Source organism: Kitasatospora sp. NPDC050543, from assembly GCF_044457565.1.
Classification (GTDB): Bacteria; Actinomycetota; Actinomycetes; order Streptomycetales; family Streptomycetaceae; genus Kitasatospora.
Window position 1 is genome coordinate 31111 of record NZ_JBITGZ010000011.1, and the last position, 12218, is coordinate 43328.

The 12218-nt window shown below is 74.1% G+C and carries 9 protein-coding genes; 7 read left to right on the top strand and 2 right to left on the bottom strand.

Going from position 1 to position 12218, the window contains the following annotated elements:
* Positions 1 to 4: 4 nt before the first annotated feature.
* Entirely contained in the window at positions 5 to 2941 is a 2937-nt protein-coding gene (locus tag ACIBH3_RS15930; protein WP_396312559.1) for an FtsK/SpoIIIE domain-containing protein, read from the bottom strand.
* Positions 2942 to 3342: 401 nt separating this feature from the next.
* Between ACIBH3_RS15930 and ACIBH3_RS15935 the strand changes: the two genes are divergently transcribed.
* The 3 genes from ACIBH3_RS15935 to prfB all read left to right on the top strand — a co-directional run bounded on the left by ACIBH3_RS15935 (position 3343) and on the right by prfB (position 7987).
* Positions 3343 to 5229, top strand: a complete 1887-nt coding sequence (locus ACIBH3_RS15935) for a serine/threonine-protein kinase (RefSeq protein WP_396312560.1) — start codon at positions 3343 to 3345, stop codon at positions 5227 to 5229.
* A 199-nt stretch (positions 5230 to 5428) separates the two neighbouring features.
* The gene (locus ACIBH3_RS15940) at positions 5429 to 6793 is read left to right on the top strand and encodes a serine/threonine-protein kinase (protein WP_396312561.1); all 1365 of its coding nucleotides are present in this window, start codon (positions 5429 to 5431) and stop codon (positions 6791 to 6793) included.
* Positions 6794 to 6874: 81 nt separating this feature from the next.
* On the top strand, positions 6875 to 7987 hold the full coding sequence (gene prfB / locus ACIBH3_RS15945) for a peptide chain release factor 2 (protein WP_396312562.1): 1113 nt from the start codon (positions 6875 to 6877) through the stop codon (positions 7985 to 7987).
* 94 nt (positions 7988 to 8081) lie between these two features.
* Here prfB and ACIBH3_RS15950 read toward each other — a convergent pair whose 3' ends face one another.
* Entirely contained in the window at positions 8082 to 8276 is a 195-nt protein-coding gene (locus ACIBH3_RS15950; protein ID WP_396312563.1) for a hypothetical protein, read from the bottom strand.
* 418 nt (positions 8277 to 8694) lie between these two features.
* On the opposite strand from ACIBH3_RS15950, the gene ftsE reads away from it, so the two are divergent.
* The 4 genes from ftsE to smpB all read left to right on the top strand — a co-directional run bounded on the left by ftsE (position 8695) and on the right by smpB (position 12205).
* On the top strand, positions 8695 to 9384 hold the full coding sequence (ftsE, locus tag ACIBH3_RS15955; RefSeq protein WP_073923013.1) for a cell division ATP-binding protein FtsE: 690 nt from the start codon (positions 8695 to 8697) through the stop codon (positions 9382 to 9384).
* Positions 9385 to 9443: 59 nt separating this feature from the next.
* On the top strand, positions 9444 to 10352 hold the full coding sequence (gene ftsX / locus ACIBH3_RS15960) for a permease-like cell division protein FtsX (protein WP_396312564.1): 909 nt from the start codon (positions 9444 to 9446) through the stop codon (positions 10350 to 10352).
* Between the two features lie 133 nt (positions 10353 to 10485).
* Positions 10486 to 11652, top strand: coding sequence for a S41 family peptidase (locus tag ACIBH3_RS15965; RefSeq protein WP_396312565.1), 1167 nt, complete (start codon positions 10486 to 10488; stop codon positions 11650 to 11652).
* 76 nt (positions 11653 to 11728) lie between these two features.
* Complete coding sequence (gene smpB / locus ACIBH3_RS15970; protein WP_396312566.1) at positions 11729 to 12205, top strand: SsrA-binding protein SmpB; 477 nt, start codon at positions 11729 to 11731, stop codon at positions 12203 to 12205.
* Positions 12206 to 12218: the final 13 nt, after the last annotated feature.

The following is a 12218-nucleotide window of genomic DNA, read 5'->3' on the forward strand; positions in this document are numbered from 1 at the left end:
CTGTTCAGCCCGTGGCGGCGGCGCGCTGGAGGGCGCTGGCGAGCAGGGCGAGGTCGGTCGGGCCGTTGCCCAGCTCGCGGACCGGGCGGCGGGCGGGCGGTGCGCCGAGCTGGGCCGGGTCTATCGCGACGACCGTCGGGCGCAGGGTCGCGGTACGGGGGATGCGGCCGCTGATCCTGGCGGTCTGGAAGGCCGTCACACCGCCGTCGGGCAGCCGCAGATAGCCGCGGCCGGGGGTGTCCTCGCCGAGCGCGGCGGCGTCGCCGAGGTGGATCAGCAGGTCGGAGTCGGACGGGTAGTCGGTGCGCAGGGCGATCCGCAGCAGCGCGGCCTCGTCCACGTCCGTCCCGGCGGTCTCCTCCGGGTGCCCGGTGGAGACGGCGAGGTGGACGCCGAGCGGGCCGCCGCGCCGCGCGATCGCGGACAGCGCGCGGGCCAGCGGCCGGCCGGCGGCGGAGGTGGGGGCGAGCAGCGCCTCGTAGTCGTCGACCACGACGACCAGCCGGGCGGGGGCGGGGCCCTCGGCCGGGGCCGGCTCGCCGCTGCGCTGCTGAACGACCTTGGCGCTCAGGCCCTCGCCTGCGCCGGCTCCGCCGCGGGCGGCGCAGTGCGCGGTCGTGCCGACCGTGGCGGTGCTCAGCACGGGCGCGGCCATCGCCGGTACGGCGGCGGGCCTGCCCAGCGGGCCGCCGTCCAGGGCGGTGCCGTCCAGCGCGGTGCCGTCCAGGATGCGGGCGGCGTGCCAGGAGGCGAAGTCCAGCCCGTCGAAGAGGCGCTCCCGCGTCGTCAGCTCGTCCAGCAGCTGCTCGGCGGTCAGCAGTGCCCGGCGCGGGTCGGCGGCGGCGTTCAGGTGCGCGGTGACGTGCGGCAGCTCGGTACAGGCGCGCAGGCCGGCCTGCTCGTCGCCGTCCGCGGGGCTGCGGCCCTCGATCACCATGACCGAGAGCCGGTCGGGGCGCTCGGAGACCGCCAGCGAGGCGATCAGGGTGCGCAGCAGCTCCGTCTTGCCCGAACCCCTGGCGCCGCCCACCAGCAGGTGCGGGCCGCCCGGGTCGGGGGAGGGCAGGGTCAGCTCCGGGTCGGCGAGGTCTACCGCGCAGAGCTCGTCGCGGGTGGTACCGAGCAGGGCCGTCGCGGCGCCGATGCCGGTGGGCCGGGACTCCCAGCGGGCGGAGAGCTTGGCGGGGGTGACGGTGTCGAGCTGGAGCAGGTCGAGCAGCCGCAGCGAGGCCGGCAGCGGACCGCGGCTGGCGGGGGCGGCCTCGCGCAGCGGGGCGAGCAGGCGGGCCAGCCGCTCGGCCCAGGCGTCGGAGACGGCGTCGAGCGAGACGTCGTGGACCTTCTCGCGCCCGACCGTGGCCGGCCGGTCGATGGTCAGCTGGGTGGCGACCTCGCCGGTGATCAGGGCCTTGGCGCCGAGGCCGCGCGGCAGCAGCTCGGGCTGCTCGGCGAGGCAGACCGGGAAGACGCCGACCGCCGGGCCCTGGCGCAGCAGCAGGTCCAGGGCCTGTCGGGCGGCCTCCGAGCCGGGGATGCCGTCCACCACGACCACGGTGGCGGGCAGGCCGGCGGCCGGGTCCGGGGCGGTGAGCCGGGCGGTGAGCTCGGTGAGGCGGGCGGTGGCCTGGTCGTCGTCCAGACCGAGCAGCAGCCGGCAGTCCTGGCCGTGGGCGGGGCGCAGGTGCGGCAGCCACAGGGCCCAGGCCCAGGCGTCGGTGCGCTCCTCGGTGCTGCGGGCCGGGTCGGCGTCCACCACCACCAGGCTCAGGCCGGTGGGCGGGTGCAGCGCGGCGAGCTGGGCGACCACGGCCCGGGTGAGGGCGTCCAGGCGGGCGCGCGGGCCGGCCAGGCCCAGGCTGCCAGCGGCCTGGAGGTCGAGGGTGACGGGGACGGCGGGCAGCGGGCTGCCGGGGGCGCCTCCCGGCCCCGCGGGCGGGGACTGCGGGGGCTGGGGGAGGTCGGCGGTGCCCAGGCGCAGCGTGAGCGCGTCGGGGTGGGCGGGGCCGCGCTCCCACAGGCGGGGGCCGGGGCCGAGGGCGTTGAGCAGCAGGGTGGCGAGGTCGGGCCAGCGTTCGCGCTGGGCCGCGGCCTGCCGGGCGCGGGCGGCGGCCTGCTGCTGGGCAGCGGTGTCCCGCCCGTGGTCGGCGGGCGCTCCGCCCAGGCCGAGGCTGCGGGCGAGCAGGGCTCGGGCCCGGCCGGCGGCGGCCGGCGGCTCGGGGCCGGCAGGTGGCTCGGGTGCGGGCTCGGCGGGCTTGCCGGGGGTGGGGGCGGCGAGCCGGAGGTGGCCGAGGCCGTCGGGCAGCGCGGAGCGGGCGGCGCCCGGCCGCTCGCCGCTGGCCGGGTGGGTGGCCACCTGGAGGGTCGATTCGCCGAGCCGCAGCAGGCCGGGCTCGCCGAGCGGGACGTCCTCGTCGGCGGTGACGAAGCGCCCGTCCAGGGTGGTGCCGTTGGTCGAGCCGAGATCCCTGACGGTGACCCGGCCGTCGGGCGCCAGGTGCAGGGCCAGGTGCAGCCGGGAGACGTCCGGGTCGTCCAGCGGGACGTCGGCCTCGCTGGAGCGGCCGATCCGGATCTGCTGGCCGTGCAGGCGGTGCACGCCGCCGGCGTCCGGGCCGCCGATCACCCGCAGCTCGGCGGCGGCCTGCTCGGGTACCTCGACGTCGGCCGTCGGGTCGGGCTCGCCCAGGCTGAGCACGGCGCCGTCGAGCAGCGGCGGGTGGCCGAGCAGGGTGTGCTCGTCGACCCGGTGCGCCCCGGAGTACAGGTGCACGTGGGTGGCCGCGCGCGGGCCGCGTACACCCACGGCGCCGGCCAGTGCGCCGGCCACGGCGCCCAGCGCGGTGCCGACGGGGGCGGTGACCAGCACGTCCACATGGGGGATGGCGGAGCCGGCGGCTGCCGGGCCGCTGCGCGGTCGGAGGACGGTCAGCCGGATCTGCATCTCGCCCGCGGTCCCTTCTGCTGGTGCTGACGCTGTGTGCCGATGCCGGCGCTGCCCAGGGGGGAACGGGCAACCGCGACGACCTATGGGCCACAAGAGTGGTCAGTCTCATCCTGCCACCCATCACCGACAGTCCGCGCACGGTACCGGATTTGACGATCTTGCGATCATCGCCATGGTGAAGGCGACGCCCAGTCAGGTCAACCGAAGCCGCCCCCCGCGCGTCCCTCCAGTCGGGGACGGTCCCCCGCCGCGGGCCCGGTGCGCCCGGTGTGCCGGGCCGTCCGGGCACAGCGAAATCGCGAACGGACACCGTTAGAGTGGCCGGACAAAGGGCCCGGCAGGCTCACCGCACCGGCGGAGAGCGCCCCGCGGCAGCGGCACGGCGAGGAGTGCGACAGGTGCGGCCAGTCGGCAGCAAGTATCTGCTTGAGGAGACCCTCGGACGGGGTGCCACCGGCACCGTCTGGCGTGCCCGGGTCCGCGAGGACGTCGTCGTGCCCGGTATCGAGCCAGGCCGGCCGGTCGCGATCAAGGTGCTGCGCGAGGAGCTGGCGGCCGACCCGGACGTGGTGATGCGCTTCCTGCGCGAGCGCTCCGTCCTGCTGCGCCTGAGCCACCCCAACATCGTCCAGGTCCGCGACCTGGTGGTGGAGGGCGAGCTGCTGGCCCTGGTGATGGACCTCGTCGAGGGCCCCGACCTCTACCGCTACCTGCGCAGCAACGGGCCGTTCAGCCCGATCGCCGGCGCCCTGCTGATGGCCCAGATCGCCGACGCGCTGGCCGTCAGCCACGCCGACGGCATCGTGCACCGCGACCTCAAGCCCGCCAACGTGCTGCTCGCCACGACGTACGCGGACGGCACCGAGCAGATGCACCCGATGCTGACCGACTTCGGCATCGCCCGCCTCGCGGACTCCCCGGGCATCACCCGCACCCACGAGTTCATCGGTACCCCGGCGTACATCGCGCCGGAGTCGGCCGACGGGCGCCCGCAGACCTCCGCGGTGGACGTCTACGGCGCCGGGATCATGCTGTACGAGCTGGTCAGCGGCCGTCCGCCGTTCCAGGGCGACGGTCCGCTGGCGGTCCTCCAGGCGCACCTGGCCCAGGAGCCGCAGCGGCCCGCCAACATGCCGGAGCCGCTCTGGACGGTCATCGAGCGCTGCCTGCGCAAGGATCCGGCGCAGCGGCCGAGCGCCACCTCGCTGGGCCGGGCGTTGCGGGTGGTCGCGGCCGGGGTCGGTGTGCACGCCTCCCCGGCGGCGGTGGACGAGGCCCTGGCGGTCGCCGCGCTGCTGCTGCCCGACCCGCAGCCGGCCGCGGTGCCCGGAGCGCCCCCGGCGGCCGTTCCGGACACCGGGGACGCCACCCAGGTGCTGCCCGCCGGCGGCTTCGACGCGGCGGCGGCCACCCGGATGATGGGCGGCCGGCCGGCCGCAGAGGACCGCACCCAGGTCCTGCCGCCGGGCGGCGCGGTGCCGTTCGGCGCGGGGGACCGCACTCAGATGATGCCGCCGCTGGACCCGCCGGGCCGGCCCCCGGCCGGCCAGCCGGAGGCGCCGCACCCGTGGCAGACCCAGCTGCGGGCCGCCCGCGACCGCAACCAGCAGACCGAGATCGGATACTTCGAGCCGGAGGAGCTGCGCGCCCCGCAGGTCGCGCCGCGGCCGTACCAGGCCGGGCAGCAGCCCCCGCCGCCCGGCCAGTACGGCGGCCCTCCCGCGCCGCCGCAGGGCTACGGCCAGGACCCGCGCCGGGCCGGCGGCCCGCAGGGCAACCCGCAGGGCGGCTACGCGCAGCGGCCGCCGGTGGCCCCGCCGCCGTACCAGGGCGGCCCGCAGCACCCCCAGCAGTACCCGCAGGCCCAGCCGCAGCACCCGGAGCAGGGCCGCTACCAGGCCGCGCCGCCGCCGTACGGCAACCCGGGCGGCCAGTACCCCGGCCAGGGCGGTTACCCGCCGCCACCGCCGGCGCCGGTACCGCGCCGGGCCGAGCCTGCGGCCCCGCAGCACCGGGAGCCGCCGCAGCGCGACACCGCGCCGCGCGAGCCCGCGCCGCGCCAGGCCCCGCCGCAGCGCGAGCCGCGCCGGCGCAGCCGCAACCGGATGTACATCCCGGGCCTGGGCTGCCTCAAGGGCTGTCTGGTGGTGCTGATGGTGCTGGCCCTGGCGGCGGTCGCGCTGTGGAACTTCACGCCGCTCCCGGAGTACTGGGCGAACGTCCAGGACTGGGTCTCCACCGCGAGCGATTGGATCAGCAGGACCTGGAAGAGCGTCGCGGGCTGACCCGGCCGGCTCCCGGCCCCGACCAGGGGCCGGGAATGCCGATATGTCGACACTTCACAAGTTTTCCCGTCAAGTGGCGCCCGATGGAACCCCTTCGGCGTCCCGCACAGGCCCCTCGGGCGCGTAGGTTGGTCGCTGAAGCACCGACCTACCGAGCGCGTGACAGTCTCAGCGCGCTCCCGCCGCCCACGGAGCAGCATTGGCACGCAAGATCGGCAGCCGGTACACCGTCCACCAGGTCATCGGCCGGGGTTCCGCCGGGACGGTGTGGCTCGGCGAGGGGCCGGACGGCCCGGTGGCGGTCAAGCTGCTGCGCGAGGACCTGGCCTCCGACCAGGTGCTCGTCGGCCGCTTCGTCCAGGAGCGGGCCGCCCTGACCAGCCTCGACCACCCCCGGGTCGTCGGCGTGCGCGACATGGTCGTGGACGGCAGCGACCTGGCCCTGGTGATGGAGCTCGTCCAGGGCACCGATCTGCGCTCCCGCCTGGAACGGGACGGCGTGCTCGGCCCGCAGGCGGCCGTCTCGGTGATCGCCGACGTCGCCGACGGCCTCGCGGCCGCGCACGCCGCCGGCATCGTCCACCGCGACGTCAAGCCGGAGAACGTCCTGCTCGACCTGGCCGGCCCGCCCGGGCCCGGCGGCGCACCGCGCGCCAAGCTCACCGACTTCGGCATCGCCCGCCTGGTCGACGCCCCCCGCCGGACCAGGGCCACCAGGATCATCGGCACCCCGGACTACCTGGCCCCCGAGATCATCGAGGGCCTGGAGCCGCGCGCCGCCGTCGACATCTACGCCCTCGCCACCGTGCTGTACGAGGTGCTGGCGGGCTTCACCCCGTTCGGGGGCGGCCACACCGGCGCCGTGCTGCGCCGGCACGTCACCGAGAGCGTGCCGCCCGTCCCCGGTCTGCCGGACGGCCTGTGGCGGATCATCGCCGAGTGCCTGGCCAAGGCCCCGGCCTCCCGGCTGCGCGCCGCCGAGCTGGCCGAGCGGCTGCGCGAGCAGCTGCCGGCGCTGGCCGGACTGCCCGCGCTGGCGGTTCCCGCGCAGGGGCGGGCCCCCGAGGCCGAGGCGCTGACGCCCGCCGAGGCGGTCTACACCGAGGTGGACGCGGGCCCCGGCACCCACAAGCGCCGGCGCGGCCCGGCCGTCCCGCTGGTGCCCGGCGCCGCCCCCGACTCCACCCGGGACACCCACACCAGCCTGCGCCGCCCCTCCGCCCAGGAGCTGGCCTCGTACGCCGCCGAGTCGCGCGCCCAGCGCAGCACCGCGAGCCCCGCCGGGCACCGCAGGCGGCGGGCGCTGCTGCGCCGGCGCCGCCTGCTGGCGGTGCTGCTGGCCACCGTCCTGCTGCTGGCCGGCGCCGCGGCGGCCTGGACGGCGTTCGCCGACGGCGCCGGCCGGCCCGCCACCCACGGCAGCGGTACGCAGCACAGCCCGGGCACCGCCGGCACCGCCGGCCCGGGCACCGGCAAGCCCGGCACCGGCAAGCCCGGCGCCGGCACGCCTGGGTCCGGCGCCCAGGGCGGGCACCGGACCCAGGCGCCCACCGGGCGCCCGTAAACGCCTGCTCGCAGGCTCCCTGCCGGGGCCAGCGGGGGGCTGTGTCGCCGACCGACCCCCGCGAGCCATTAGGCTGGTGGCGTGGCAGCCGTCGATCCTTCCGAAGAGCTCAAGTCCCTCGAAACGACCATGGGGTCGATCGAGGCCGTCCTCGACCTGGACAGAATCCGGGCCGACATCGCGCGTCTGGAGGAGGAGGCAGCCGCCCCCAACCTGTGGGACGACCTCGCCAACGCGCAGAAGGTCACCAGCAGGCTCTCCTTCCTCCAGGGCGAGCTGCGCCGCGTCGAGACCCTGCACAGCCGGGTCGACGACCTCGCCGTGCTGTTCGAGCTGGCCGAGGCCGAGGACGACGCGGACACCCGCGCCGAGGCCGAGGCCGAGCTGAACTCGGTCAAGAAGGCGGTCGAGGAGCTGGAGGTGCGCACCCTGCTCTCCGGCGAGTACGACGCCCGCGAGGCGCTGATCAACATCCGCGCCGAGGCCGGTGGCGTGGACGCCGCCGACTTCGCCGAGCAGCTGATGCGGATGTACCTGCGCTGGGCCGAGCGGCACGGCTACCCGACCGAGGTCTACGACACCTCCTACGCGGAGGAGGCCGGCATCAAGTCGGCGACCTTCACCGTGAAGGCGCCGTACGCCTACGGCACGCTCTCCGTCGAGCAGGGCACCCACCGCCTGGTGCGCATCTCGCCGTTCGACAACCAGGGCCGGCGCCAGACGTCCTTCGCGGGCGTCGAGGTGCTCCCGGTCGTCGAGCAGAGCGACCACGTCGACATCGACGAGGGCGAGCTGCGGGTCGACGTCTACCGCGCCTCGGGCCCCGGTGGCCAGGGCGTCAACACCACCGACTCGGCGGTGCGCATCACGCACCTGCCGACCGGCACGGTGGTCTCCTGCCAGAACGAGCGCTCGCAGATCCAGAACAAGGCCTCGGCGATGAACGTCCTCCAGGCCAAGCTGCTGGAGCTGCGCCGCAAGCAGGAGAAGGAGGCGATGGACGCCCTCAAGGACAGCGGAAGCTCCTGGGGCAACCAGATGCGCTCCTACGTCCTGCACCCGTACCAGATGGTCAAGGACGTCCGGACCGAGTACGAGGTCGGCAACCCCCAGGCGGTGCTGGACGGCGACATCGACGGCTTCATCGAGGCCGGGATCCGCTGGCGCAAGCAGCGCGAGAGCGCCGAGGACTAGGCCCTGCCGGGCCGAACCCCCGGAACGTACGAGAGAGGGCCCCGACGGAATTCCGTCCGGGGCCCTCTCTCGTACGTCTGTCGTCCCGGGCCGCTCAGGCCAGGGCCTGCCGGGCGATCAGCGCCACCACGAGCAGCGTGGCGAGCAGCGCCAGCAGCATGGCTGGGGAGAGCGCGGCGAATGGGCCCTGTTGCTCCTGAAGACGGGCCCGGTTGGCGCGGCACACCGCGCAGCGGCCCTCGCTCACTCGGCCGTTGCAGTTGGCGCACACCAGATGGTCGCAGGTCATGCGATCTCCTCCTCGCTACAGCCAACGCGCCGGACGGGGCTTTGGTTCCTCTTCATGCCCTGTGCGGGGTAGTGGCCAATCCCGGCCGCTGCCTCCACTCTGCCAGGTTCTGGGAGCTTCGGCTCCCGCGCTGTGAGATGCCTCCCAATTTTCGGGGCATATCGGGTCATTCTCCACCAATATCCGATTGTTGTCCTGGGCTGGCACTGCGGGGCGACAGCCGCTTCGCGTATGGTCCCAACCCGGGGAGTGGCGCATTCCACTCCGTCCGCCCGCCCCGGGCCGGATGCCGGGGGTGGGATCGACCGAGGAAAGGCGCCGCGGGGTCGCGTCTTCCGATCCCGAAGTAACGATCGGGTCACGGAAGTTCGGCCGGGCCGGCCGCCATTCCACCTAGGATGGCCTCCGTGATGCAGCCGTGATCAGATTCGACAACGTCTCCAAGACCTATCCCAAGCAGAACCGTCCAGCCCTGTCGGACGTCTCGCTAGAGATCGAGAAGGGCGAGTTCGTCTTCCTGGTCGGCTCCTCCGGCTCCGGGAAGTCCACCTTCCTGCGCCTGTGCCTGCGCGAGGAGCGGCCGAGCACCGGCGAGGTGCACGTGCTGGGCAAGGACCTCGGCAAGCTGTCCAACTGGAAGGTGCCCCACATGCGCCGCCAGCTGGGCACCGTGTTCCAGGACTTCCGCCTGCTCCCCAACAAGACGGTCGCCCAGAACGTGGCCTTCGCGCTGGAGGTGATCGGCAAGCCCAAGAGCGCCATCAACAAGGTGGTGCCCGAGGTGCTGGACCTGGTCGGCCTCGGCGGCAAGGAGGACCGCATGCCCGGCGAGCTCTCCGGTGGTGAGCAGCAGCGCGTGGCGATCGCCCGGGCCTTCGTCAACCGGCCGATGCTGCTGATCGCGGACGAGCCGACCGGAAACCTCGACCCGCAGAACTCGGTCGGCATCATGAAGCTGCTCGACCGGATCAACCGCACCGGGACGACGGTGCTGATGGCCACGCACGACCAGGCCATCGTCGACCAGATGCGCAAGCGCGTCATCGAGCTCGACAAGGGGCTGCTGGTCCGCGACCAGGCCCGCGGCGTCTACGGGTACCAGCACTGACCTTCGTAGGCCGCCGGCCCAAGTTGCCCGACCAGCATTGACCCTGGAGTTGGAAACGCATGCGCGCCCAGTTCGTCCTGTCGGAGATCGGTGTGGGTCTCCGCCGCAACCTGACGATGACCATCGCGGTCGTCGTCAGTGTCGCGCTCTCGCTCGCCCTCGCCGGTGCCAGCCTCCTGGTCCGTGACCAGGTCAACTCCATGAAGGGGTACTGGTACGACAAGGTCGAGGTGAGCATCTACTTCTGTACCAAGTCGGATACCCGGAACTCCCCGCAGTGCGTCAACGGGGCCGCCACCGACGACCAGATCGCGGCCGTGAAGTCCTCGCTGGACAACATGCCGGTGGTGCAGACCTCGACGTTCGAGAACTCCACCGACGCCTACAAGCACTGGAAGGAGATGAACCCGGACAACCCGCTCATCTCCGTCCTCGGCCCGGAGGCCATCCCGCAGTCCTGGCGGGTGAAGCTGACCGACCCGACCAAGTACGACGTCATCCAGAGCGCCTTCGCCGGCAAGCCGGGGGTGAAGTCCGTCGAGGACCAGCGCAAGATCCTGGAGAACCTCTTCGGCCTGCTCAACGGCCTCCAGACGGCGGCCTTCGTGATCATGGTGCTGATGCTCTTCGTCGCCCTGCTGCTGATCGTCAACACCGTCCGGGTGTCGGCGTTCAGCAGGCGGCGCGAGACCGGCATCATGCGCCTGGTCGGTGCTTCGAACTTCTACGTCCAGATGCCGTTCATCGCCGAGGCCGCGTTCGCCGCGCTGCTCGGTGCCGCGATGGCCTCCGGACTGCTGCTCGGCGGGCACTTCTTCGTCCAGAACTGGCTGGCCAGCCGGGTGCAGTTCATCCACTTCATCGGCCTCGGCTCGGTGCTCGCGGTCATTCCGCTGCTGGTGGTGGTCGGTATGGGCATGGCCGGCATCGCGGCGTTCTTCACCCTGCGCAAGTACCTGAAGGTGTGACGCTACGTCACCGCGCAAGGATCCGGCGGCCCCGGACGGCAGCACGCCGTCCGGGGCCGTCCGTGTCACACCGGGCCGCCGAACAGGACTGTTTCGCCCCTGGCCGGTGGCGCTGCGCCTAGACTCAGATGCCATGCCAGAGACTCCGCGCCGTCACCGCGGCTCGGTGCTGCGCCAGGGAGCCACCCTCAGCCTGGTGTTCGGCGCCGTGCTGCTGGCCGGTGCCGCCACCGGCGCCTGGGGTGACCAGTCCCCGGGTGCGCGCCGCACCTCCGCCGATGTCCTGCCCGTCGCCGCTCCCGCGCCGGCCCTCGCGACCGGTCAGGACCCGACGGGGGCGCAGCTCTCCGCCCAGCAGGCGGAGAACCTGCTCGGCGCGAGCGGCGACCGCTGGGGCGCGTACTACAGTGCGCAGGAGTACGCCGAGTTCACCCAGGGTCTGGGCGGGCGCTACCTGGGCGTCGGCCTGTCGGTGGGGCGCGGCCAGGACGGCGTGACGGCCGTCTCGCAGGTCCAGCCCGAGGGGCCGGCCGCCGTGGCCGGGATCGCCCCGGGCGACCGCCTGTTGCGGATCGGCGAGGACCAGGCCGACCACCTGCCCGTCACCGAGGTGGTCGCCCGGCTGCGCGGGCGCGAGGGCGAGCGGCAGGTCGGCTCCGGCGTCACCCTCACCGTCCAGCGGCACGACGGACCGGTCCGTGAGGTGCCGCTGCGCCGGGCCCTGCTGGACAGTCAGCAGGTCGCGGTGGAGCGCACGCCCGCGGGGGTGGTGCGGATCACCGTCCGGGGCTTCACCAGCGGCGTCGCCCAGCAGGTGCGGGCCGCCGTCCGCGGAGCCAAGGCCGGCGTGGTGCTGGACCTGCGCGGCAACTCCGGCGGGCTGGTCGAGGAGGCCGTCGGCACCGCCTCGGTCTTCCTGGACGGCGGCCCGGTCGCCTCCTACCAGGAGCGCGGCGAACGGCGCGAGCTGACCGCCGCACGCGGCGGGGACACCACCACACCCCTGGTGGTGCTGGTGGACGGCGGCACCATGAGCGCGGCCGAGCTGCTCACCGGCGCCCTGCAGGACCGCTGCCGCGCCGTGGTGGTGGGCGCCCGGACCTTCGGCAAGGGCACCGTGCAGCAGCCCAGCAGACTCGCCGACGGCGCCGTGCTGGAGCTCACCGTCGGCCGCTACTACACCCCGGCCGGCCGCTCCCCGGAGGGCACCGGGCTCGCCCCGGACGTCCTCGCCACCGAGCCCGGCGACGCGGGCGAGCTGGCCCTGCGGGTGCTGGCCGGCCTCGGCCCCGGGGCGTGAGCGGGGGCCCGGCACCCGGACCCGCCGCTAAAGGGGCTGCCGAAGGCGTCGCCGGGATGCGAGAATGATCGGCGCTATGGCAAAGGAAACGGGACACAAGCTGATCGCGCAGAACAAGAAGGCGCGGCACGAGTACACCATCCTCGACACCTACGAGTGCGGCATCGTACTCACCGGCACCGAGGTGAAGTCGCTGCGCGAGGGCCGGGCCAACCTGGTCGACGGCTACGCGTACATCCAGAACCACGAGGTGTGGATCGACAACGTGTTCATCCCCGAGTACACCCAGGGGACCTGGACCAACCACGCCGCCCGGCGCAAGCGCAAGCTGCTGCTGCACCGGATGGAGATCAACAAGATCGCCGGGAAGCTCAACGACTCGGGCCACACGCTCGTCCCGCTGTCGCTGTACTTCAAGGACGGCCGGGTCAAGCTCGAACTGGCGCTGTCGATCGGTAAGAAGCTGTACGACAAGCGGCAGACCCTGCGTGAGAAGCAGGACACCCGCGAGACGGCCCGCGCCGTCGCGGCGGCACGCCGGCGTCAGGGTTAATCCGCTGGACCCT

Bases quoted from the DNA above. Each gene is read 5' to 3' on its own strand.
- ACIBH3_RS15930 (WP_396312559.1), bottom strand. From the start codon at position 2,941: ATGCAGATCCGGCTGACCGTCCTCCGACCGCGCAGCGGCCCGGCAGCC.
- ACIBH3_RS15950 (WP_396312563.1), bottom strand. From the start codon at position 8,276: ATGACCTGCGACCATCTGGTGTGCGCCAACTGCAACGGCCGAGTGAGC.
- ftsX (WP_396312564.1), top strand. From the start codon at position 9,444: ATGCGCGCCCAGTTCGTCCTGTCGGAGATCGGTGTGGGTCTCCGCCGC.
- ACIBH3_RS15965 (WP_396312565.1), top strand. From the start codon at position 10,486: ATGCCAGAGACTCCGCGCCGTCACCGCGGCTCGGTGCTGCGCCAGGGA.
- smpB (WP_396312566.1), top strand. From the start codon at position 11,729: ATGGCAAAGGAAACGGGACACAAGCTGATCGCGCAGAACAAGAAGGCG.